This window comes from Ruegeria sp. CF2, assembly GCF_056537385.1.
In genome coordinates, this window is record NZ_JBQFRL010000001.1 from 785,978 (window position 1) to 807,508 (window position 21,531).

Consider the following 21,531-nt stretch of genomic DNA (forward strand, 5'->3'; position numbering starts at 1 on the left):
TGAAGCAAACGCTTGATCATTGGGTCAGCCTCAGATTGCGGATGGTCGATCCGATCGATGCAAATACGTCAACGATTTCGTCACCGGTCGCCTCGTAATAGGCGCCATCATCGCTTTTGCAGTCTTTCAAAAGGGCTTTACCCTGGCTGGGCGCCTCGAAGGCAATAGTGAAGACTACGATGCCATTGGCGCGAGCGGCGGCACACATTGCGCGCGCGCGCGGGTCCTTGGTGCCCGACCCGATCGAAGTGACCGCGTTGTTGTACCAGGTGTTGCCTTTCGTGCTCCCCAGCGCTTCGCGGAACAGGTCGCGGATCGCGCGACGGGTCGTGCGTTCCCAGACCTGAGCCCAGGTCAGGTTGACCGATGTCGCGGGGTCGCCATTGTTGTCCAGAACAGTGCGGGTCTCGCTTCTGCTGTAGTCAAAGTTGTAGCAGACGCCGCCGGACCGGTAGGTGCACCGATATACAGTATACTCGTCGTTGCCATAGGGATCGTCCTGCCAGATCTCGCGACCCCAGTACCAACCCTTGCTGCTGTCCCACTCGGTATAGTCGACATCGTGCCAGAAGTACTTCTCGGTCTCGTAGTCATAGGTCGAATAGGTGGACTTTTTGGCATTCCACCACAGAATAGACGTACCCTCACGGTAGGGGTCGTTTACCATGTACTGAGTGGTGTTCGCGCCGTCCGTCATCAGCACCAGAACCTTCATCGAGTCGTTGCTGGAGTAGCTGTTGGGACGGGTGGCGAACTCTGCAGGCACTTCGTCACCCGCTAGGCGTGCGATCACCGGCTGAATGCTTTCGTCAAGCAAGGCAAGGCCCCATTTCAGACCGACGTCGATCGAAGTGTTGCCGCCGGCCGTAAAGCTTTCGATGTGATCTTTGAGAACCTGCGGGTCCTTCTGCAGGACCGAGACCTCACGGTTGGCGAGTTCGTCACAGACTTCGCTGTAGACGTAGCCGTTGCTGGGGCGCCGGTCATAGGTGCTCCACGGCGTGAAGTGCAGTGTGCGTTGGCGGATCGTATCGGGGTCCAGCGCGGTGGTGTTGAACTCGCTGCTGGTGAAGTTGATGCAGTTTGCCCGGTCATTGGTGCCGGTCGTGCTGAATTCGTCCATCAGATAGTCGGGCAGCGACACCTGAGTTGCATAGGGGATGATCGAGATCGACAGTTTCCCGTCCTCGGTCTTGTCCGCCATCTCTTGCACGAAGTTCTTGGCCGCCACTTTCAAGTTGGCCAGACGATTGTAGCTGTTCATCGAGCCAGAGACGTCGAGGACCAAAGAAATCTCAACATCATCAATGGCTTCTTCGGCGACGCTGGTTGCCGCGCTCGCGATCGAGTCAACATCCCACCACTGCATGAAGTGCATGCCGACATCCATCTGGGCGCTCGCTTCGACCTTGCGGTAGCCTTCGATCGTAACGGCAGTCGCGCCGCATACGTTCGGCGTCACGATGGGTTCACCAACGAGGTACTGATCCAGGCCTTCTTTCTTAAGATAGTCGACGACCACGTCCTTGGGGCAGAGGTCCTGGTCGAGGTCCGCCGCCGCCAGAACGGCGCGATCCAGCGCGTATTGCAGGCGCGCACGTTCGCGATCGTACCGCATAACGTCCACGGCGAAGCCCGCCGCGGTGAAGATGATCATCATCAGGAAGAGGGCGAAGATGGTCATCGTCCCGCTTTCCGAGGTCACGAAAGACTCGACGGCGCCCCGGCAGCGGTCTGCCTGGCGCGGTTTCCCCGACCGTGTCGATGTCCATTCAAAATTGCGCATAACGAAATCCTTTTGCCGGCCAAAAGCAGCGAAGCCAGTTCTTCGGAACTTTAATAATTTAGATGTGGATCGTGGCGAGAATTGGGCGTGATCGTCACTATGGTGCTCTTTTTGAATGAAAATCGGCGGCAGTCTGGCCGGGAAGGGCATCTTTGTTTCGTTGCTCGGGACAATTTCTGGAAATCGTAAACGTCCGCGACTCGGCTCGGTTGGTCGAAACGCGCTGTTCATAAATTGATGAAAAAAAGTGCAAATCGCGATTGCAGCTGCTTGCCAAGGGTGCGACAAAACGTCATGACGCTCGACGTCAACCGGCATGGAGGATTTTATGACGGCCATCAAGGAACCCAGCTTTCGGGAGAGTGTAGATCTGATGTTCAACAGGGCGGCTGCCCTGATGGATCTTCCGCCCGGGCTTGAGGAAAAGATCCGGGTCTGCAATGCGACCTACACCGTTCGGTTTGGCGTGCGTCTGCGGGGGCAGATCCATACTTTCACCGGCTATCGCTCGGTTCATTCCGAGCATATGGAGCCGGTAAAAGGCGGTATCCGCTATGCGATGGCCGTGAACCAGGACGAGGTCGAGGCGCTTGCTGCGCTGATGACCTACAAGTGCGCCTTGGTCGAGGCTCCGTTTGGCGGGTCAAAGGGCGGCTTGCGCATCGACCCGCGCAAATACGAAGAGCATGAGCTGGAGCAGATCACACGCCGTTTCGCCTATGAGCTGGCCAAGCGCGACCTGATCAACCCGTCGCAGAACGTCCCGGCCCCCGATATGGGGACCGGCGAGCGCGAGATGGCTTGGATGGCTGACCAGTATGCGCGGATGAACACCACAGACATCAACGCGCGGGCCTGTGTGACCGGCAAGCCGTTGAATGCCGGCGGCATCTCGGGCCGGGTAGAGGCGACGGGGCGTGGCATCCAATACGCGCTGCGCGAGTTCTTCCGCCATCCCGAGGACGTCAAGAAAGCTGGTATGTCAGGCTCGCTGGACGGAAAGCGGGTCATCGTTCAAGGCCTCGGCAACGTGGGCTATCACGCGGCCAAGTTCCTGAGTGAGGAAGACGGCTCTCTGGTTGTGGGCATCATCGAACGTGACGGTGCGATCTATAACCCCGAGGGGATCGACGTCGAAGCGGTTCACCAGTGGATCGTCAAACATGGCGGCGTGAACGGCTACCCGGATGCGACGCACACCGCCGAGGGCACTGCTGTGCTGGAAGAGGAATGTGACATTCTGATCCCGGCCGCGCTGGAGGGCGTGATCAACCTGTCCAATGCCGAGCGCATCAAGGCGCCGTTGATCATCGAGGCCGCGAACGGTCCAGTGACCGCAGGGGCGGACGAAGTGCTGCGCAAGAAGGGCACCGTGATCATTCCAGACATGTATGCGAACGCTGGCGGTGTGACGGTATCGTATTTCGAGTGGGTCAAGAACCTCAGCCACATCCGTTTTGGCCGGATGCAGCGCCGTCAGGAAGAGGCGCGGCACGAGTTGATCGTGAAAGAGCTGGAGCGGTTGGACCGCTATCTTGGCGATGCATGGTCGATGTCTCCGGACTTCAAGGCCAAGTACCTCAAAGGCGCGGATGAGCTTGAGTTGGTGCGCTCGGGCCTGGATGACACGATGCGCATCGCCTACCAGGCCATGAGCGAGGTCTGGCACGATCGCGACGACGTCGATGACCTCCGCACCGCGGCATACATCGTGTCCATCGACCGTGTCGCCAAGAGCTATCGGGCCAAGGGCCTCTGACGTCTCGGAAACCGGGCAATCGGGCTTTGACAAAAAGTCCGGTTGCCGCACATCCTGCGCTGGAGTTCAGGCAGCGAAACCAGCGAGGATCTCATGCAAATTACCCGTTCTGTAGCTTGGGCCGCGGCGATTGGGTCCGCGACCCTGGCGCTTGCGACTGCTGCCATTGCCCAACCCCGGCAGGGATGGACGCCGACTGTGGAAGGGTTGGCTGTCTATCAGGGCAGCGCCGATCTTGAGGACGGCGGTGATTTCAGCGCATCGCGTGCATTTCTGCGGGCAGGCGGCATTTACAGCTATGGTGACGGGTCCTTTGTGGGTTTGCTGGCGAGTTTCGGTCAGTTTTCCTACGATTTCGGGTTGCCCGGAAACCAGCCGTGGGACGACATCCGCGACATTCGCCTGAGCGTTCCATTGCGTTTCACTCTGGACAACGGGGCTGCGGTGATCGTCTCGCCCCAATTGAGATGGGACTATGAGACCGGCGCCAGTGCCTCGGACGGCTTCACCTATGGTGCTTTCGCCGGCATTTCATGGGCGGTGAACCCCAATCTGCGCATCGGCCCGGCATTTGGCGTGTTCTCCGAGGTTGGAACCAATGATCTCGAAGTCTTTCCCGCGCTTCTGGTCGACTGGACCTTTGCCGAGCGCTGGCGTCTGAGCACCGGGCGCGCGTTGGGGGCCACTCAAGGCCCCGGGGTCACGCTGGAATACAAGGCTTCGGAAAGTGTCAGCGTGGGGCTTGCCGTTCGGTCCGAGAGGGTCCGCTTTCAGTTGAACGATAACGGGTTGGCACCGGGCGGCGTAGGCGAGGACAGCAGCATCCCGGTTGTTCTGTCGGTTGAATACGCGCCAAACCCCGGAGTTTCGCTGTCGGCATTTGCGGGCGCCGAGTTTGACGGCGAGTTGCGCCTGGACAACGCAGCAGGGCAAGAGGTCAGCCGGCAGGGCTATGATACCGCTCCGATCGTGGGCGTTGCCTTCCGTCTGCGGTTCTGAAGGCGAATTCGTTTGCGACCGGTTTGGTCGCGCGTTGACAAGTTCTTGTCGAAAACGGATGCGGAGCCCCGAGCCCGGATTGCTACTCCTGTTGGAAGTTGGTTTGATGCCAGCAAACCCGCAGGGAGATCTGAATGCGCTTTTCCGGCTTTCGCGTCCTGAAGGAAGGACTGACGGGCAACAAGGGTTGGACGGCGCATTGGCGTGATCCCGAGCCCAAAGCCGAGTACGACATCGTCATCATCGGCGGTGGGGGGCATGGTCTCAGCACCGCGTACTATCTGGCGAAAGAACACGGCCTGACAAATGTCGCCGTGCTGGAAAAGGGTTATATCGGCGGCGGCAATGTGGGGCGCAACACGACGATCGTGCGCGCCAACTATTTTCTGCAAGGAAATTCCGAGTTCTATTCACATTCCCTCAAGCTGTGGGAGGGGTTGGAAGAGGACCTGAACTACAACGTGATGCATTCGCAGCGGGGCATCATCAACCTGTTCCATTCGGACGGGCAGCGGGACGCGGCCGCGCGCCGGGGCAACATGATGATCAGCCAGGGCGACGATGCCATCCTGCTGGACCGCGATGCACTGCGCGAGATGCTGCCCTATCTGAACTATGACGATCTGCGCTTTCCCATCTATGGCGGTCTGTACCATCCGCGTGGCGGCACGGCCCGGCATGATGCCGTGGCCTGGGGCTATGCCCGCGGGGCGGACCAGCGCGGGGTGGATCTGATCCAGAATTGCGAGGTCACCGGCATCGACATCGAAAACGGCGCCGTGCGCGGGGTGCAGACGACGCGCGGGGCGATCCGGGCCAGGAAGGTAGGGATCGTGGTTGCGGGTCGTTCGGGGCTAGTTGCCGGCATGGGCGGGATGCGCTTGCCGATCGAAAGCCACGTGCTGCAGGCCTTCGTGACCGAAGGGCTGAAGCCTTGCATCGACCACGTCGTGACCTTCGGCATGGGGCATTTCTACATCAGCCAATCCGACAAGGGCGGGCTGGTGTTCGGCGGCGACCTGGATTTCTATGCCTCCTACGCTGCGCGGGGCAATCTGCCGACGGTCGAAAGCGTGATGGAGGCCGGAGTGGCCCTGATGCCTATGATCGGCAAGGCCCGGGTGCTGCGGTCCTGGGGCGGGATCATGGACATGTCGCCGGACGGGTCGCCGATCATCGACCGCACCCATATCGACGGGCTGTATCTGAACTGCGGCTGGAACTACGGCGGGTTCAAGGCGGTTCCGGGCTCGGGCAACGTGTTCGCCCACCTGATGGCCACCGACCGGTACCACGAGAACGCGACGGGGTTCCGGCTGGATCGCTTCCGCACCGGGCGCGGGATCATCGATGAAGAGGGCAAGGGCTCTCAGCACAATCTGCATTAGGGGCGGCCGGGATGTTTCTTTCGAAAATTTGTGAAAGCCAGGAGGCGCGGCCATGAGGATCACCTGCCCGTATTGCGGTGAGCGCGACCGCCGCGAGTTCTACTATCGCGGGGCCGCCGTCGATCTGGACCGGCCCGCCCCGGATGCCGGGCCTGACGTTTGGGACGATTTCGTCTATCTGCGCGACAACCCGGCCGGCGAGACGCGGGACCTGTGGTATCACGAGGGCGGCTGCGGCGCATGGATCGTCGTGACACGCAACACGCTGACCCACGAAATAGCGGCGACCGAGCCTGCCTCCGGGGGCAAACGATGAGGGTCGCGGGCAGGGGGCTGATCGACCGCGGCTCACCGGTCGAGTTTTCCTTCGACGGAATCCGGTATTCGGGTTTTCAGGGTGACACGCTGGCCTCGGCGCTGCTGGCCAATGGCGTGCGCCTGATGGGGCGGTCGTTCAAATATCATCGCCCGCGCGGCGTCCTGACCGCCGGCAGCGAAGAGCCGAACGCTTTGGTCACCATCGGCCGAGGCGCCGTGCAGGACCCCAATGTGCGGGCCACGGTGCAAGAGATCTATCCGGGCCTCGAGGCGCGCAGCCAGAACCGCTGGCCCAGTCTGAGCTTCGACGTGATGGCGGTGAACGATCTGGCCGCGCCCTTCCTGGGGGCGGGTTTCTACTACAAGACTTTCATGTGGCCCCGCAGCTTCTGGGAGAAGCTGTACGAACCGATGATCCGCCGCGCCGCGGGGTTGGGCGCGCTGTCCGGGCAGGCCAACGCCGACAGGTATGAAAGCGCCTATGCCTTCTGCGACCTGCTGGTGATCGGGGCTGGTCCGGCGGGTTTGATGGCCGCCTTGACGGCCGGCCGGGCCGGGGCGGATGTCATTCTGGCCGATGAAAGCAACCAGATGGGCGGGCGGCTGCTGGCCGAGACGCTCGAGGTGGATGGCAAGCCGGGTCACGTTTGGGTAGACGAGGTTCTGGCTGAACTGCGGGCGATGGAGAATGTGCGGCTGATGACCCGCACGACCGTGGCGGGTGCCTACGATCAGGGCACCTTTGCCGCGCTCGAGCGGGTCTTGCACCATACGAGCGACCGCCCCGCCGGTGCGCCGCTGGAAACCTATTGGAGGATCGCCGCCCGCCGCTCGGTTCTGGCAGCCGGGGCGCTGGAGCGTCCGGTGGCGTTTCGCGACAATGATCGGCCCGGCATCATGACCGCCGGGGCCGTTCGGGCCTATCTGAACCGCTGGGGCGTCGCCGCCGGCCGGAGCGTCACGATTTTCGGCAACACCGATGAAATCCACCGGACGGCCCGCGACCTGCTGGCCGCCGGTGTCCACGTTGCCGCCGTGATCGACAGCCGCCATGACGGGCCGGTGGCAACCGACTATCCGGTGTTGCATGGGGCGCAGGTCCGCGGCACTTCGGGGCGAAAGGGCTTGGAGTCGATCACCGTGCGCCGCGCCAGCGGAGAAGAGCGCATTCAGACCGACTGCCTGGCGATGACCGGCGGATGGAACCCCTCGGTCCACCTGACCTGCCACATGAACGGGCGCCCGACCTGGCGGCGTGACATTGCCGCCTTCGTGCCCACGCCGGGCGCCGTGCCCGGGATGCGCCCGGCCGGGGCCTGCAACGGCGCGTTCTCGACCGCGGCTTGTCTGAGCGAGGGCATTTCGGCTGCGACCGAGGCGCTGGGTGATCTGGGCCTTAAGGCGCCCAAACTCGAGCCGCCGCAGGCCGAGGATCAGCTCTATGAAATCGCGCAGCTGTGGGCGGTGCCGGGCAAGGGGCGCGCGTGGCTGGATTTCCAGAACGACGTGACCGTCAAGGATGTCAAACAGGCCGCGACCGAGAATTTCCGCTCGGTCGAGCACATGAAGCGTTATACCACGCAGGGCATGGCCACCGATCAGGGCAAGAACTCGAATGTCGCGGCGCTGGCCATTCTTGCGGATGCCACCGGGCGGGCGATCCCCGAGACCGGAACCACCACCTTCCGCCCGCCTTACGCGCCGGTCGCCATCGCCGCGCTGGGCGCGGGGGCCGAGGGGGCGGGTTTCAAGCCGCAGCGCTTCACCACCTCGCACAAGGCGTCAGTGGCGCGCGGGGCACCGATGGTCGAGGCCGGGCTGTGGTATCGGCCCAGCTATTTCCCGCAGCCGGGCGAAACCACGTGGCGCCAGTCCTGCGACCGCGAGGTGCAGATGGTGCGCACGGCGGTCGGCGTGTGCGATGTCTCGACCCTGGGCAAGATCGACATTCAGGGGCGCGACGCCGCGCGATTTCTGGATTTCGTCTATACCAACACTTTTTCGACACTGAAGGTCGGGCGCGTGCGCTATGGGCTGATGCTGCGCGAGGACGGGTTCGTCATGGATGACGGCACCACCGCGCGTCTGGGTGACAGTCATTTCCTGATGACCACCACGACCGCCGCCGCCGGTGATGTGATGAAACATCTAGAATTCGTGCGCCAAGGGCTGCGGCCCGATTGGGACGTGTCGCTGGTTTCAGTGACGGAACAATGGGCGCAATTCGCCGTGGCCGGCCCCAAATCGCGCGAGGTGCTGAACGGCGTTCTGGACACTCCGCTGGATGATGCTGCGTGGCCGTTCATGGCCTGCGGGCCGGTGTCGGTTCTGGGGGTGCCGGGGCGTCTGTTCCGGATCTCGTTCTCGGGCGAACACGCCTATGAGATCGCCGTGCCTGCGCGGTATGGGGCCAGCCTGTTCGACATCCTGACCCGACGGGCCGAGGCGCTGGGTGGCGGTCTCTATGGGATGGAGGCGCTGAACGTCCTGCGGATCGAGAAGGGGTTCATCACCCATGCAGAAATCCACGGGCGGACCACGGCATATGATATCGGGATGGGCCGGATGGTGTCGCAGAAAAAGGACTGTATCGGCAAGACCATGTCCGAACGCCCGGGGCTTGAGGAGCCGGGGCGCGAGCGGTTGGTCGGGCTCAAACCCATCGGGGAAAGCCGCCAGTTGCTGGCCGGCGCCCATCTGTACAAGGAAGAAGACGCGCCGGTGCGCACCAACGATCAGGGCTATGTGACCTCGGTCTGCTATTCGCCGACGCTGGGCAGCATGCTGGGGTTGGTGTTCCTGGCCGACGGTCCCGACCGTCATGGCGAGATCGTCAAGATGGTCGATCACCTGCGCGGCGTGACCACGCTATGCGAGGTGATGGACCCGGTGTTCTTTGATCCAGAGGGAGAGCGTGTGCGTGGATAAGCTGATTGCCCAGACCCCGTGCGACGGGCTGCTGCCGCTGACCATCGGAACGGTCTCGGTCACCGAGGTCGACCCGGGCGCGATACATGCGGTTTCGGCCTTTCAAGGGCAGGCCAAATCACTGTCCGAGGCGATGAAGGCGGCGCATGGCATGGCCCTGCCGGCCCCGAACCGCGCCACCGGGAAGTCGGGCGCGCGTGCGGTCTGGTTCGGCCCGGGTCAGACCATGTTGATCGGCCCCACGCCGGACCCGTCGCTGTCCGCCCACGCCGTGGTCGTCGACCAGTCTGATGCCTGGGCCGTGGTGCAGCTTGAGGGCGACGGGGCCGAGGATGTTCTGGCCCGTCTGGTGCCCATCGATCTGCGCCCGCAACAATTCAAGCGCGGACATACGGCGCGCACGCTGCTGTTTCACATGACGGCGTCAATCACTCGGGTTGGCGAGAAAGCCTTTCAGATCATGGTGTTCCGGTCGATGGCCACATCGTTGGTGCATGATCTGCAGAGGGCAATGGAAGGTGTGGCAGCACGCGGTTAGACTGTTGCAAAGAACTGATTCCAAGGGGACCTTATGCTGCGCATCGCACTTGCCGCCACACTGCTTGCCACACCGCTGGCTGCCGCTGAAACCAAGGAGCAAAGCTGCCGCTATCAAGCAGACGTTGTGGCGGCGGTACAAAAAGCCCGTCTTGATCGCGTGAAAGAACGGGACGTTCCGGAAGCGGTGGCCGAGGCCGGCCCAACCTGGCCCGAGAACTACAACGCTGCGATCCCGTTGATCACACCGTGGGTCTATGAGCAGAAGATGCGCGACATCCGCAAAAAAGACCTTGGCGCCGCCTGGATGGAGCTGTGCTTGCAGCAGTAATCCACAGGGCCGCGAATTGGCTGTGGACAAACGCCTGCCGCGCCCTTGGCGGGCGGCCCGGTTTCTGCCATGTATGAAGCATGTCATTGCCCCCTGGATTTCTGGATGAGCTACGCACCCGTCTGAGCCTGTCTCAGGTCGTCGGGCGCAAGGTCATGTGGGACAACCGCAAGTCCAATCCGGGCAAGGGCGACATGTGGGCACCATGCCCGTTCCATCACGAAAAAACCGCCTCGTTCCATGTGGATGACCAAAAGGGGTTCTATTACTGCTTCGGGTGCCATGCCAAGGGCGACGCGATCAGCTTTGTGAAGGAAACCGAGAACGTCTCGTTCATCGAGGCGGTCGAGATCCTGGCGCGCGAGGCCGGATTGCCGATGCCCGCGCGCGACCCCAAGGCGCAGGAAAAGCAGGACCATCGGGCGCAATTGGCCGATGTCATGGAGCAGGCGGTGCAATTCTTCCGCCTGCAACTCAAGACCGGGGCAGGGGCCGAGGCGCGCGCCTATCTGGACCGTCGCGGTCTGGACGCTCAGGCGTTGGACCGCTGGGAAATCGGGTTTGCGCCCGATGGCTGGCAGGCATTGTGGGACCATCTGCGCGGCAAGAATGTGGCCGAGGACCTGATCCTGGGCGCCGGTCTGGCCAAGCCGTCGAACAAGGGCAAAAAGCCCTATGACACCTTCCGCAACCGCATCATGTTCCCGATCCGCGATCCGCGCGGCCGGTGCATCGCGTTCGGCGGGCGGGCGATGGACCCCAATGACAACGCCAAATATCTGAACTCGCCCGAGACCGCGCTGTTCGACAAGGGGCGAAGCCTATACAACCACGGACCGGCCCGTCAGGCGGCGGGCAAGGGGCAACCGCTGATCGTGGCCGAGGGCTATATGGATGTGATCGCCCTGTCCGAGGCAGGCTTCGGCGCCGCCGTCGCGCCGCTGGGCACCGCGATCACAGAACACCAGCTGCACATGCTGTGGCGCATCTCCGACGAGCCGGTCATCGCGCTGGACGGCGACACGGCCGGCCTGCGCGCGGCGATGCGGGCCATCGACCTGGCGCTGCCGTTGCTGGTGGCCGGCAAGTCTCTGCGGTTCGCCCTGATGCCCGAGGGCAAGGATCCCGACGATCTGCTGCGCGCCGAAGGCCCGGAGGCGGTTCAGGCGGTGCTGGACGCGGCCATTCCGATGGTGCGGCTTTTGTGGCGGCGCGAGACCGAGGGCAAGGTGTTCGACAGCCCCGAGCGCAAGGCGGCCCTCGACAAGGCGCTGCGCGAAAAGATCCAACTGATCCGCGATCCTTCGATCCGGTCGCATTACGGGCAGGAAATCAAGGACCTCCGCTGGCAGCTTTTCCGCCCGCAGCGGCAAGGGGCAGGGGCTCGAAACTGGCAGCCGAAAGGCAAATGGCAACCGCCAAAACCGTCGGCAACTCCGGATGCGCGGGCCTCGTTCCTTGCGTCCTCGGAGAATGCGGATATCCAACTGCGTGAAGCGGCAATCCTGGCGATTGCAATCCTGAACCCTGAGGTGGTCGTGCAATTCGAGCACCAACTGGAAGAGATGGAATGCCTGAACCCCGATCACGCGGCCCTGCGCGATGCGATCCTGCGGCACGCGATCGACGATCCCGACAACCTCAAAGAGCACATTGTTCAGTCTTTGGGGCCGGCCCCTCTTGAAAACCTGCTGGCCCTTCGCCATGTCGCTGTAATCCCCTGTGTGCACAAACCGGGCGACGTCGAAAAGGCACAGATGACTCTGGCCGAGGAACTCGCAAAAATCAAAGCGCTCCGGGGGCTGGATGCCGAGATTGCTGAAGCCGAAGAGGAGTTGTCCGAACTGGCGGACGAAGCGTTGACGTTCCGGTTGGCCCAGGCCGCCGAAGAGCGCAACCGCGCAAGCCGCAGCCAGAACGAGGACAGGGCCATTTTCGACATTGCGGACAACGGGGCGCGAATCAATCGTGACGAGAAAGACGCGTTTCAGGCGATCATGTCCGGTATCAAGTTCGAGCGGAAACGCCGCTGAAGTGGTGTTTTCATAAAGCACTGGAAAAGAAAAACGGGTAAACGGGTGGCCGAATCACTTCTACGCGCTAATGATTCGGTCTCATCGAATCACCCATCCCTGCAGGAGCACTGAATGGCCGCCAAGGATACCAACGAGGAACGGAAGTCCGACGACCAGGAACAGGAAATCTCGCTGGACATGAGCCAGGCCCAGGTCAAGAAGATGATCGCCGAGGCTCGCGAGAAAGGCTACATCACTTACGATCAGCTCAACCAGGTCCTGCCGCCGGATCAGGTCAGTTCGGAACAGATCGAGGACGTGATGTCGATGCTGTCCGAGATGGGCATCAACATCATCGAAGACGAAGAGGCCGAAGAGGAAGAGCAGAAGGGCTCGACCGATCTGGTCACCACCGACAGCAACCGCGAGGTTGCGCTGGCCGGTGCGCAAACCGAAAAGCTGGACCGGACCGATGACCCGGTGCGCATGTATCTGCGCGAGATGGGGTCGGTAGAACTGCTGAGCCGCGAGGGCGAAATCGCCATCGCGAAACGGATCGAAGCCGGTCGCAACACCATGATCCTCGGGCTTTGCGAAAGCCCGCTGACCTTCCAGGCGATCTCGATCTGGCATGACGAACTGTTGTCCGAGGACATCCTGCTGCGCGATGTCATCGATCTGGAAGCGACGTTCGGCAATCAGATGGACGAGGATGGCGACGTAGAAGAGCCGGTGGTGGATACTTCGGCTGTCACGGCCGCCAAGCCCGCCAAGGACACGGGTCCCGAACTGGATGCCGACGGCAACCCGATTGCCAACGACGATGACGATGATGAAGACGATCAGGCGAACATGTCTTTGGCCGCGATGGAAGCGGCACTGAAAGATCAGGTTCTGACTCAGCTTGAGCGGATCTCGACGGATTTCGCAAAGCTCTCGGAGATGCAGGACAGCCGGATCTCGGCAACTCTGAACGAGGATGGGTCGTTCAGCGACAAGGATGAGCAGACCTATCAAAAGCTGCGCGCCGAGATCGTTGAACTGGTGAATGGCCTGCATCTGCACAACAACCGGATCGAAGCCCTGATCGATCAGTTGTACGGCATCAACAAAAGGGTGATGTCGCTGGACAGCGCCATGGTGAAGCTGGCCGACCAGGCCCGCATCAACCGCCGTGAGTTCATTGACGAGTATCGCGGTCGTGAACTTGATCCCAACTGGCTGTCCGACATGGCCCAAAAGCCGGGTCGCGGCTGGCAGATGTTCATCGAACGCTCGTCCGACAAGGTCGAAGAACTGCGCAACGACATGGCGCAGATCGGTCAGTATGTCGGTCTGGACATCAGCGAATTCCGCCGCATCGTGCAGCAGGTCCAGAAAGGCGAGAAAGAGGCGCGTCAGGCCAAGAAGGAAATGGTCGAGGCCAACCTGCGCCTGGTGATCTCGATCGCCAAGAAATACACCAACCGTGGCCTGCAATTCCTTGATCTCATTCAGGAAGGCAACATCGGCCTGATGAAGGCGGTGGACAAGTTCGAATACCGCCGTGGCTACAAGTTCTCGACCTATGCGACCTGGTGGATCCGTCAGGCGATCACGCGCTCGATCGCGGATCAGGCGCGCACCATCCGTATTCCGGTGCACATGATCGAGACGATCAACAAGCTGGTGCGGACCGGCCGCCAGATGCTGCACGAGATCGGCCGCGAGCCGACGCCGGAAGAACTGGCCGAAAAGCTGCAGATGCCGCTGGAAAAGGTCCGTAAGGTGATGAAGATCGCCAAGGAGCCGATTTCTCTGGAAACTCCGATCGGGGACGAGGAAGACAGCCAACTGGGCGATTTCATCGAGGACAAGAATGCCGTGCTGCCGCTGGACAGCGCCATTCAGGAAAACCTCAAGGAAACCACCACGCGTGTACTGGCCTCGCTCACCCCGCGCGAGGAGCGTGTTCTGCGGATGCGTTTCGGCATCGGCATGAACACCGACCACACGCTGGAAGAGGTTGGTCAGCAGTTCAGCGTGACGCGCGAACGTATCCGGCAGATCGAAGCCAAGGCCCTGCGCAAGCTGAAACATCCCAGCCGAAGCCGAAAGCTGCGGTCCTTCCTGGATCAGTGATCAAAAAGGCGCCTCGACCGAGGCGCCTTTTTTCATTTGAGCTGCGGTTTGGTTCACGACGGCCAAACGTGAATTCAGTTTGGCGGGAATTCGCAAGTGGTCAGAGCTTTCGCGGACCATATCGCTTGTGTCCACTCATGGGACAGGTCGGGGCGAGGCGGCAACGCTGATGACCCCCGGCCGCTTGTCAGGCAAGCATTCTGCGCCGGGACTTATCCTTGTACGCGCTGGGAGATTGCCCGGTCCAGCGTTTGAAGGCAGTCGAAAACGCCGCCTGGTCTGCGTAGCCAAGGCTGTATGAGATCTCAGATAGGCTCATGTCGTTCTTCAGAAACGTTCTGGCGAGGTCACAGCGCAGGTCGTCGACAATTTCGCGAAAGCTGGTGCCTTCCTCGGTCAGGCGCCGACCGAATGTCCGCGGGCTCATGCCCAGATCCTTGGCGACCTGTTCGGCGCGGGCGATGGCTCCCGGAAGCGATTGGGTGATCCGCCCTTCGACCCGCGACCGCAATGTCTGTTTTTCGTCACTGTTTTCACGCAGAAGACGGTCACCATATTCCATCAGGTGCTGTCGCAAGCTGGGGTCGTAGGTCGGGACAGGCACGTCGAGCGTTGATTGCGGCAAAATGATCTCGAGCTTTTCCGCGCCAAACACCACCGGGAATTTGCCGAGTTTGGAATAGTCTTCCTCTCGCGCGCCGACCTTGTGCTGAAACCGTAGTTCGATCGGTTGGATCGGGATCCCCGTCAGAGCACGCAGGCGGGCAATGCAGGCAAACATGAGGAACTCGGTTCGCCGGTGGTACCGCGAAAAGCTTGGGTCCTTCCACCTGGCCTCGATGGTTGCCGAATTTCCAGACTCATGCAGCCTCACGGCGATGGCCGGATCAATCAGCCGGTGGAAGTGGTTGGCGTTCTCCAGTACCTGCCGGAGATCCCGGGAATACTTGCTGATATAAGCGGTCAGGCTAGAAGTTGCGCTGAACTGCAAGCCCGTTCGCGCGCCGAACAGGATGTCGTTGAGTTCATCGCAAGCGTGGCGGGCAAACAAGGCCTCGCTATGGGCACTGTACAACTTTGCAGGCGGCGCGAGGTCTTGCGCACTCAGCCCGCTTTTGGCGAGGACTCGAACGACCGTATCAGTATTCCCTGCCTGATCCTGCAACGCGGACGCCAGCAGCTGAATTCTGGCGATATCGACTTGCATGCCACGCTCCGGAACCCACTGAATTGGCCGGATTATGTAGCGAATTTTGTCATTTGCATAGTTTTTGTGAGGTGACCGTTTCCACACAGGGTCAGACACGGCGCACTTACGTGCACCGGAAATGGCTTCAGATCACAAAGACGTGGCCGGGCAAAGAAAGACTCGATGGTACGGCCGTCATAGATCAGCCGCGTGCCGGGTCAGTCCCGTGGGGATCGGGCAGAGCCGAAGGATTTGGTTACACCAACCGATCTGTGGCTCCCCGGCACACATTGAATGCATGTCCCAGTTCCCCGGACGCAAGGCACCACTCGCGTGCGCACTGTTCCTGAAATCATCGTGAACGACGCTGTTCTGGGCTTGGTGAAAAACTAGGCTATGATGCGTGTCGAAATCAGGGAAGATATTTGCAATGAAACATATTCTGACATGCGCCGCGTTGGCGGCAATGGTTGCAGCCGCTCCGGTCGAGACTGACGCCGCCCCGAACGGGTACCGGACCGAGCCGATGAACAGCACCGATTTTGAGGTCATCCCCCGCGCCCGGCAGGACGTTGATGGGTATTGGTGCGCGGCGGCGGATTTTGCTCGGCGCAAACTGGGGGCCGGCTGGCAGCAGCGGATTTACGTTTTGCGCGGCTATGGGCCCAGTGTGACAACCGGGCGTCGGACCGCCGTGCAGTTTTCGATCAAACCGCCGACAGGCGGCGTGCCACAGCAACCCAGCGTAGTGGTTTCTGGATTTCAACCGGGCTACAGCATGTCGGTCCAAGGTGCGAATGCCCGGTGCAACGTGCGCCCATTCTTCAACTGACGCAAACAGGGCCACCCGGTTGATGCAGGCCGAATTCACCATCGAAACCCGAGGGCAGGGGCTGTACGAGTTCACCTCCGACATCCGTGACTGGCTGTCCTCAAGTGGGGCCGACGGATTGCTGACGCTGTTCGTCCGCCACACATCCTGTTCACTCTTGATACAGGAAAACGCGGATCCCGAGGTTCAGACGGACCTGCAGGCATTTTTCTCGCAGCTGGTTCCGCCCACAGATCATCCGTCGATGTCTTATCTGAAACATACGTATGAAGGGCCCGATGACATGCCGGCCCATATCAAGGCGGCTATGATGCCGGTCTCGCTTTCGATCCCGGTCCGACGTGGGCAACCTGCCTTGGGAACATGGCAGGGTATCTACCTGTTCGAACACCGGACCGCGCGCCATGTTCGCCGAGTTGCGGCGCATTTTGGGTGACCCTGCATATAGCGGTTGAAATTTCCGACTACCCAAACTCTAGCGGCTGCCCTATAGTTGTGGATAAGTCGGCCACAGCGCTGACAAAAAGAGGCGGAACAAGGGACGAGGAGACGGCGGATGCGCTGCCCGTTTTGCGGAAATATCGATACTCAGGTCAAGGACTCACGTCCGGCAGAAGATCACGTGGCCATCCGCAGGCGTCGGTTCTGCCCCGCATGCGGGGGCCGTTTCACCACCTATGAGCGGGTCCAGTTGCGCGACCTCGTGGTTATCAAGACAAATGGCAAACGCGAGGATTTCGATCGGGACAAACTGGAACGGTCAATCCGAATTTCGATGCAGAAGCGCCCGATTGATCCGGACCGCATCGACCAGATGATATCCGGCATCGTGCGGCGCTTGGAAAGCATGGGTGAGACCGACATTCCGTCCAACAAGATCGGCGAGATCGTCATGGAAGCTCTGGCGCGGATCGACACCGTCGCCTATGTTCGCTTTGCGAGCGTATACAAGAATTTCCAGGCGGCCGATGATTTCGAGGAGTTCGTCCACGAACTGCGCCCGCCGCAGCCATCGACTGACGAGTGACCGAAACAGACAAGCGATACATGGCGCTGGCCCTGTCCTTGGGGCGGCGCGGACAAGGATCTTGCTGGCCCAACCCCGCGGTTGGATGCGTTCTGGTGAAAAACGGCAGGATCGTCGGGCGCGGTTGGACGCAGCCCGGCGGTCGCCCTCATGCGGAAACCGAAGCTCTGGCCCAGGCCTGCGAACAGGCGCGTGGCGCGACCGCTTATGTCTCGCTGGAGCCATGTTCGCATCACGGCAAAACGCCACCTTGTGCCCAGGCTTTGATTGACGCCGGAGTGGCCCGTGTGGTTTCGGCGATCGAGGACAGCGATCCGCGCGTCGCGGGGCAGGGGTTTGCCATGTTGCGCGATGCCGGGATTGAGGTCACGACCGGGGTTCTGAGCGATCAGGCGGCAATGGATCACGCGGGCTTTTTCATGAAGACCGAGCAAGGCCGACCCTTCGTGACGCTGAAACTTGCCAGCAGCTTTGATGGACGGATCGCAACCGAGACCGGGCAGAGCAAGTGGATCACCGGCCCCGAGGCCCGCCGGGCGGTGCATGCCATGCGTGCGCGGCACGATGCGGTGATGGTCGGCGCGGGCACCGCGCGGGCCGACGATCCTTCGCTGACGGTTCGTGATCTGGGTATCGACCGGCAGCCCGTGCGTGTCGTGGTTTCACGTCACCTCGAATTGCCTTTGCTCAGCCAGTTGGCCCGAACTGCCTCGGATATTCCCGTTTGGCTATGCCATGGCCCGTCGCCCGATCCCGAGCGTGCCGCGGCGTGGCAGGGACTGGGCGCGCGGCTGATATCCTGCGCGTTGCAGGATCACCGGATCGACGCTGCAGACATACTCCACCAATTGGGGCAGGCCGGTCTGACCCGGGTGTTCTGCGAGGGGGGCTCAGCATTGGCCGCGTCCCTACTGGCAAATGATCTGGTCGACGAGTTGGTCGGTTTCAGCGCGGGCTTGGCCATCGGGGCCGAAGGCTTGCCCGCCATTGGCGCCATGGGGCTTGAGGAACTGGGCGACGCGCCTCGCTTTGCGCTGGTCGAAACCCGGGACTTGGGTGGCGATGTTCTGCATGTCTGGCGCAGGCCGGTCCGCTAGCGGCGAGCCCTAGCGCCACAGGTTCGCATGTGTTGCAAAAGCCCCCTGAAGCTTGGCCAGCAGCCGGATTTCCGGCCCAGCAGGTGAAATCGGGCCCTGCGCCAAACGGTCTGCGACAACCTCCGCCGGGCAGGCATCGCGAGTGATTGGATCAAAATACCGTGGATAGTCGATGAGCGTGGCGTAGGCCAGGCCCAGCACCGTCGGTCGCGCGCCTCGTCGTGCCGGGACCGATCCAAGGTCCGTCGTCAGACCCCAGCCGGCGTAGAACGGGGCCCCAAGCGTAGTGACCTGTATCCCGCGCAGCAGAGCTTCGAACCCGAGCAGTGAGGTCATAGTCCAGACCTCCTGAACCTCCGGCAGAACCAGTGCCGGGTCGACCTCGTAGAGGACGACATCGGCCAAACCCTCGGCGTCTGTTCGACCGTCCCGAAGCCCGGCCTCAACATCCGGATGCGGTTTGTAGATCAGAACTGCGTCGGGATTGGCCGCGCGAGCGGTGCTCAGCAGCTCGAGATTTGTGCGGACCGTGCTGGTGCCCAACCGGATCGAGGCGTCATCCTCTACCTGGCCAGGTACAAGAATCCGGTGCCCGTCCGGCAAGGGCGGGCAACTGCCGCCCGTATTGTATTTGCTTAGCCCCGCCGCGGTGAGTTGCGTCACCAGGCGGCGTATCCGTATCTCCTGATCGGGTCGCAACTCTTCGCGAGCGGTGATCAGTTCCTCCAGACGGCTGGGTCGGGTGGGGTCGTAGTAAATTCCAAGGTCGTCGGTCACCAGTGAAAGCGGCGGCACAAGGTTGGCCCCCAACCCGCGCGAGCGCAGAAAACCGTCTTCGACGCGGACCACATCTTCGGCTTCCAGATCACGATTGGCCCAGACCATATGCGGCCTGTCGGACGCCGAAGGCGGTTCTGGCACGAAACGGACTTTTTTCCACTTCCCGAAGGTTTGCTGAATATGCCTGCGTTTCCACAGGCGCATTCCAGACGCTGTCCAGCCGTGCCTGTCCTGTCGCCAGGCGCGGCTCTGGGCCTCAAGCGTATCCAGCACCGTTTCAAGTTCACACAGCTGGTCGCGATAGGGATCGTACCACGTCGGGTACAGTATCATGGCGGCAGCGAATAGTTGAGCGCGGGTCAGATTGCGCTGCCGGCGCGGCAGAGGCATCTCGTCCTGCGTCAGACCCCACCCGGCATAGAAGGGTTGCCCAAAAACCCTAGGTTTGTGACCGGCCAGAATGGCCTCAAACCCCAGTTGCGAAGACAGGGTATAGACGCCAATCGCGCCTTCCAGCAACGACCAGGGGCTGATCTGATCCGCCAACAGGGAAACACGATCAGTTTCATCATCCTCCGAGAAGAAACCGCGCCGATGGCCCTGCAGCGTTTCCGGGTGGGTCTTGATGATCACACGCGCGCCGGGGTTTTCTTCTTGGGCCATGATCAGCATTTCGAGAAACCGCGCGGGGTCGCCCCGGCTTGCCGTAACCGCCGCATCGCCCTGTATCTGATCGACAACGAGCACATAGCCCGGATCCGGGGGTGCGATATCCGGGTCGCAGGCCGAATACTTGCTCAGATGCGATTCCTTCAGCCGTGCGATCGCGCCGCGCGCCCGATCCAGCAGGGCGGTGTCATCCAGCGGGTGCGTGGCCAGCAGAGTTTCGAGGTCCGACGGCTGTGACGGATCGAAATGCATCGCACGTCGTTCCAGAAGCAGGCCCAGTGGCGGCTCGTGATCGCGCCCCGGCAGCAGGGATCGCAGGAATGCATCTTCGACCCGCAACAGCGGGATATTCCGGTCTTTCGCTACTCGGGTTCCGCGGTGCGCGGTCGGGCTTTCGCCCCAGATGCCCACCATGTCGCCCGAACGCGGAAGCCCAACGCGAATGTCGAATCCTGCCAGCGACAGGATGCGTCTGACCCTGCGTTGGGTCAGAAACCCGCCATTGTAGACATACAGGCGCGTTCGATCCTCGGCGTCCGCAGTGTCGGCGCCGGGTTTCATGCCTCAGTTTCCGGTCAGCGTGGCGACGTTTGCAACGGGTGTCAGACCGCCGGCAATCAGCGAAATCGACTTGGTCCACTGTGCATAGGGGGCTTCGGTCACGTAAATCGTGTCGTCGTCGCGGATCACGAAATCACGTGCTACAAACAGACCGTTGGGCGCCGTGAGGTTCAGCAGGTAGATCACGCGTTGTTCGCCCTGAAGGTTCGGCTGGCCCAGCACTTTGCGTGCGATATCTTCACGTTCGTCCCTCAGAACGAAGATCCCTGTGGGATCTGAGGACAGCGATTGCAAGCCGCCGACCTGCGCCAGTGCTTCCAGCGCGGACAGATCCTGACTGTCGAAGGCGACCCGGGATTGCCCACCCGTGGCCCCCAGCGCGATATACGACCGGGTGTCCTGTTCGACCAGGATGCGATCACCGCCGCGCAGTGCGATGTCGGTTTCAGGATTGCGGAACAGATCGTCATACCACACGGTGCCACGCTGATTGCCGCGGATCACCGTGACCAGCGCAATATCCGGGGCGACCGCCACGCCGCCGGCCCTGGCAAGCATCGTCGAAAGCGTGCGGGTCGGGCGCTCGATCGGGTAGATGCCAGAGGCGCCGATCGTACCGGTTACCGAGACCGTCGCACCGTCACCCGCCACGCGGCGGATCTGAACCTGCGGATCAGGCGTTTGCTCGCGCAGCTTTTCCGCAATCAGCGAGCGTAGCTGCTCGGGCGTGTTGCCCGAGGCGCGCAAGCGGCCGGCATAGGGCACGAAAATAAAGCCTTCGCTGTCGACCTGAACCTCATCGAGATTGGTCGATGGGCCGGTTTCACCAGCCAGCAGACCGTCGTCGACGTTTTCCCAGATGGTCAGGCCAAGCACGTCGCCGGGACGAATGGTGTCGGATGTTACGCTTTGTGCTGACCGGAAGGCAGGGGGAAAGCCAAACTGTGGAACCGCAGAGGTGACGTGGGCCACCCGGTCATCAACTTCGACCACGTGGGCGTTGCCGCCATTGACTGTCGAGCCCGCCAGAATTTCGGTTTTGTTCGGCCCTGCCTTGGGCAGTTGGCACGCTGTCAGTAGACCAATGGCTGCAACGAGGGAAAACCCTCGTATCCATCGAGTAGGGAAACGCTGCACTGCCGAAATACCTCGAGTTTCGTATGTAGTCTTTTGGTTTGAGGTCAAACTAGCGGT

At 61.6% G+C, this 21,531-nt stretch carries 17 protein-coding genes; 13 read left to right on the plus strand and 4 right to left on the minus strand.

Going from position 1 to position 21,531, the window contains the following annotated elements:
• Positions 1-16 precede the first annotated feature (16 nt).
• Complete coding sequence (locus tag ACR0IR_RS03850; protein WP_254441523.1) at positions 17-1,684, minus strand: pilus assembly protein TadG-related protein; 1,668 nt, start codon at positions 1,682-1,684, stop codon at positions 17-19.
• Positions 1,685-2,114: 430 nt separating this feature from the next.
• Between ACR0IR_RS03850 and ACR0IR_RS03855 the strand changes: the two genes are divergently transcribed.
• The 9 genes from ACR0IR_RS03855 (at position 2,115) to rpoD (ending at position 14,182) form a co-directional block, all read left to right on the plus strand.
• Positions 2,115-3,545: a Glu/Leu/Phe/Val family dehydrogenase gene (locus tag ACR0IR_RS03855; protein WP_093961747.1), complete on the plus strand. Its 1,431-nt coding sequence runs from the start codon at positions 2,115-2,117 to the stop codon at positions 3,543-3,545.
• 93 nt (positions 3,546-3,638) lie between these two features.
• Positions 3,639-4,544 (plus strand): hypothetical protein, encoded by a 906-nt coding sequence (locus ACR0IR_RS03860; RefSeq protein WP_254438843.1) that lies wholly within the window; start codon positions 3,639-3,641, stop codon positions 4,542-4,544.
• Positions 4,545-4,678: 134 nt separating this feature from the next.
• Complete coding sequence (locus tag ACR0IR_RS03865; protein ID WP_170363715.1) at positions 4,679-5,932, plus strand: sarcosine oxidase subunit beta family protein; 1,254 nt, start codon at positions 4,679-4,681, stop codon at positions 5,930-5,932.
• 52 nt (positions 5,933-5,984) lie between these two features.
• On the plus strand, positions 5,985-6,248 hold the full coding sequence (locus ACR0IR_RS03870) for a sarcosine oxidase subunit delta (protein WP_170363714.1): 264 nt from the start codon (positions 5,985-5,987) through the stop codon (positions 6,246-6,248).
• Complete coding sequence (locus tag ACR0IR_RS03875; RefSeq protein WP_170363713.1) at positions 6,245-9,178, plus strand: sarcosine oxidase subunit alpha family protein; 2,934 nt, start codon at positions 6,245-6,247, stop codon at positions 9,176-9,178. The genes ACR0IR_RS03870 and ACR0IR_RS03875 overlap by 4 nt, the downstream gene beginning before the upstream one ends.
• Positions 9,171-9,716, plus strand: coding sequence for a sarcosine oxidase subunit gamma (locus ACR0IR_RS03880; protein ID WP_170363712.1), 546 nt, complete (start codon positions 9,171-9,173; stop codon positions 9,714-9,716). The genes ACR0IR_RS03875 and ACR0IR_RS03880 overlap by 8 nt, the downstream gene beginning before the upstream one ends.
• 33 nt (positions 9,717-9,749) lie before the next feature.
• Complete coding sequence (locus ACR0IR_RS03885; protein WP_170357503.1) at positions 9,750-10,046, plus strand: hypothetical protein; 297 nt, start codon at positions 9,750-9,752, stop codon at positions 10,044-10,046.
• An 80-nt stretch (positions 10,047-10,126) separates the two neighbouring features.
• A complete protein-coding gene (gene dnaG, locus ACR0IR_RS03890) occupies positions 10,127-12,079 on the plus strand; it encodes a DNA primase (protein ID WP_170363711.1) in 1,953 nt (650 codons plus the stop codon).
• Between the two features lie 114 nt (positions 12,080-12,193).
• Positions 12,194-14,182: an RNA polymerase sigma factor RpoD gene (rpoD, locus tag ACR0IR_RS03895; RefSeq protein ID WP_170357505.1), complete on the plus strand. Its 1,989-nt coding sequence runs from the start codon at positions 12,194-12,196 to the stop codon at positions 14,180-14,182.
• Positions 14,183-14,369: 187 nt separating this feature from the next.
• Here the strand turns inward: rpoD and ACR0IR_RS03900 are convergent, their stop codons facing one another.
• On the minus strand, positions 14,370-15,347 hold the full coding sequence (locus tag ACR0IR_RS03900) for a helix-turn-helix domain-containing protein (protein ID WP_480753025.1): 978 nt from the start codon (positions 15,345-15,347) through the stop codon (positions 14,370-14,372).
• Between the two features lie 454 nt (positions 15,348-15,801).
• On the opposite strand from ACR0IR_RS03900, the gene ACR0IR_RS03905 reads away from it, so the two are divergent.
• The 4 genes from ACR0IR_RS03905 to ribD all read left to right on the plus strand — a co-directional run bounded on the left by ACR0IR_RS03905 (position 15,802) and on the right by ribD (position 18,327).
• Positions 15,802-16,203, plus strand: a complete 402-nt coding sequence (locus ACR0IR_RS03905) for a hypothetical protein (protein WP_170363710.1) — start codon at positions 15,802-15,804, stop codon at positions 16,201-16,203.
• Positions 16,204-16,225: 22 nt separating this feature from the next.
• Entirely contained in the window at positions 16,226-16,639 is a 414-nt protein-coding gene (locus tag ACR0IR_RS03910; RefSeq protein ID WP_170363709.1) for a secondary thiamine-phosphate synthase enzyme YjbQ, read from the plus strand.
• 120 nt (positions 16,640-16,759) lie between these two features.
• Positions 16,760-17,230, plus strand: coding sequence for a transcriptional regulator NrdR (gene nrdR / locus ACR0IR_RS03915; protein ID WP_039534475.1), 471 nt, complete (start codon positions 16,760-16,762; stop codon positions 17,228-17,230).
• On the plus strand, positions 17,227-18,327 hold the full coding sequence (gene ribD, locus ACR0IR_RS03920; protein WP_170363708.1) for a bifunctional diaminohydroxyphosphoribosylaminopyrimidine deaminase/5-amino-6-(5-phosphoribosylamino)uracil reductase RibD: 1,101 nt from the start codon (positions 17,227-17,229) through the stop codon (positions 18,325-18,327). The genes nrdR and ribD overlap by 4 nt, the downstream gene beginning before the upstream one ends.
• 9 nt (positions 18,328-18,336) lie before the next feature.
• Here ribD and ACR0IR_RS03925 read toward each other — a convergent pair whose 3' ends face one another.
• On the minus strand, positions 18,337-20,337 hold the full coding sequence (locus ACR0IR_RS03925) for a capsular polysaccharide biosynthesis protein (RefSeq protein ID WP_170363707.1): 2,001 nt from the start codon (positions 20,335-20,337) through the stop codon (positions 18,337-18,339).
• Positions 20,338-20,340: 3 nt separating this feature from the next.
• The gene (locus ACR0IR_RS03930; protein WP_170363706.1) at positions 20,341-21,474 is read right to left on the minus strand and encodes a polysaccharide biosynthesis/export family protein; all 1,134 of its coding nucleotides are present in this window, start codon (positions 21,472-21,474) and stop codon (positions 20,341-20,343) included.
• Positions 21,475-21,531 lie beyond the last annotated feature (57 nt).

Excerpts from the sequence above, each read along its gene's own strand:
- ACR0IR_RS03850 (WP_254441523.1), bottom strand. The coding sequence starts at position 1,684 with ATGACCATCTTCGCCCTCTTCCTGATGATGATCATCTTCACCGCGGCG.
- ACR0IR_RS03855 (WP_093961747.1), top strand. The coding sequence starts at position 2,115 with ATGACGGCCATCAAGGAACCCAGCTTTCGGGAGAGTGTAGATCTGATG.
- ACR0IR_RS03860 (WP_254438843.1), top strand. The coding sequence starts at position 3,639 with ATGCAAATTACCCGTTCTGTAGCTTGGGCCGCGGCGATTGGGTCCGCG.
- ACR0IR_RS03865 (WP_170363715.1), top strand. The coding sequence starts at position 4,679 with ATGCGCTTTTCCGGCTTTCGCGTCCTGAAGGAAGGACTGACGGGCAAC.
- ACR0IR_RS03870 (WP_170363714.1), top strand. The coding sequence starts at position 5,985 with ATGAGGATCACCTGCCCGTATTGCGGTGAGCGCGACCGCCGCGAGTTC.
- ACR0IR_RS03875 (WP_170363713.1), top strand. The coding sequence starts at position 6,245 with ATGAGGGTCGCGGGCAGGGGGCTGATCGACCGCGGCTCACCGGTCGAG.
- ACR0IR_RS03885 (WP_170357503.1), top strand. The coding sequence starts at position 9,750 with ATGCTGCGCATCGCACTTGCCGCCACACTGCTTGCCACACCGCTGGCT.
- dnaG (WP_170363711.1), top strand. The coding sequence starts at position 10,127 with ATGTCATTGCCCCCTGGATTTCTGGATGAGCTACGCACCCGTCTGAGC.
- rpoD (WP_170357505.1), top strand. The coding sequence starts at position 12,194 with ATGGCCGCCAAGGATACCAACGAGGAACGGAAGTCCGACGACCAGGAA.
- ACR0IR_RS03905 (WP_170363710.1), top strand. The coding sequence starts at position 15,802 with ATGAAACATATTCTGACATGCGCCGCGTTGGCGGCAATGGTTGCAGCC.
- ACR0IR_RS03910 (WP_170363709.1), top strand. The coding sequence starts at position 16,226 with ATGCAGGCCGAATTCACCATCGAAACCCGAGGGCAGGGGCTGTACGAG.
- nrdR (WP_039534475.1), top strand. The coding sequence starts at position 16,760 with ATGCGCTGCCCGTTTTGCGGAAATATCGATACTCAGGTCAAGGACTCA.
- ACR0IR_RS03925 (WP_170363707.1), bottom strand. The coding sequence starts at position 20,337 with ATGAAACCCGGCGCCGACACTGCGGACGCCGAGGATCGAACGCGCCTG.